Here is a 908-nt window from a genome sequence, read left to right on the forward strand (position 1 = left end):
GTAGCTGGCCGTTTGTGTCTAATTGCAAACGTTGATTACCAGCCTTCTAGCTTAGGACACTCCGTTGCTCGATAACTTTTTTGCCGGTAACACACGCCAGGCTCGCTGGATCTGGCAGTAAACACTTCGCCTTCTGCTGTGGTTAGCGTTGCCTTGCCAAATGGCTTTCCATCTTTAAATGTGCCGGTGATCTTACTTCCATTAGGGTTTAGGATCTCTCCCTTACCGTGATAGAGGCCATCAATAAATTGTCCGACATACTTTTTACCGTTCGCATAGGTTTCGACACCCTTGCCGTGGAACATACCGTTAGAGAATGAACCTTCGTAGTGTCCGCCATCCGGGTAGGTTAGGGAACCGTTACCGTGGAATAAATTGTCTGAGAAGCCGCCAACATATAGTAGGCCCCCCTTGGTTGTAAGAGAGCCTTGCCCATTGAGCACGCCATCAATCCAGAAACCTGTATAGATGTCACCGGTAGCTTTGGTTAGGGTTCCTTCACCATTAAACTCATTTTCATCAAGCTCACCAATGTAGGTATCGCCGTCTGTGGTGGTGAGGGTGCCGCGGCCTTGCATATTGCCTTCAAACCACTCTCCCTGGTATTTCATTCCGTTGGCATATCGGACAGAGCCGATGCCATGAAAGTTGCCATTAACGAAGGAGCCGTTGTATTCAAAGCTGCCTTCTTGAATGTAGCTTCCTTCGCCTGTCTTGATATCGTTTGCCCACATACCATTTTGGTAATCAACTTTAGTAAATTGCTGAAGCTGAGCTTTTAGTGTTTTGGTGCTTCCGCGTCGTATATCAACGCTTGATAACCAGCTCTGATAACCTTCTTTAGCAACTTCGATGTTGTAATTACCAGGTGTTAGCTGCATTTCCAGTTTAGTTGGGCCATAAGGTTT

The 908-nt window shown here is 46.8% G+C and carries 1 protein-coding gene; it reads right to left on the bottom strand.

Features of this window, described 5'->3' with window-relative positions:
• Positions 1-35: 35 nt before the first annotated feature.
• Positions 36-908, bottom strand: an 873-nt coding sequence (locus A3761_RS08125) for a carboxypeptidase-like regulatory domain-containing protein (RefSeq protein WP_156491739.1), incomplete at its 5' end; no start/stop codon positions are given.

Source organism: Oleiphilus sp. HI0123 (genome assembly GCF_001635315.1).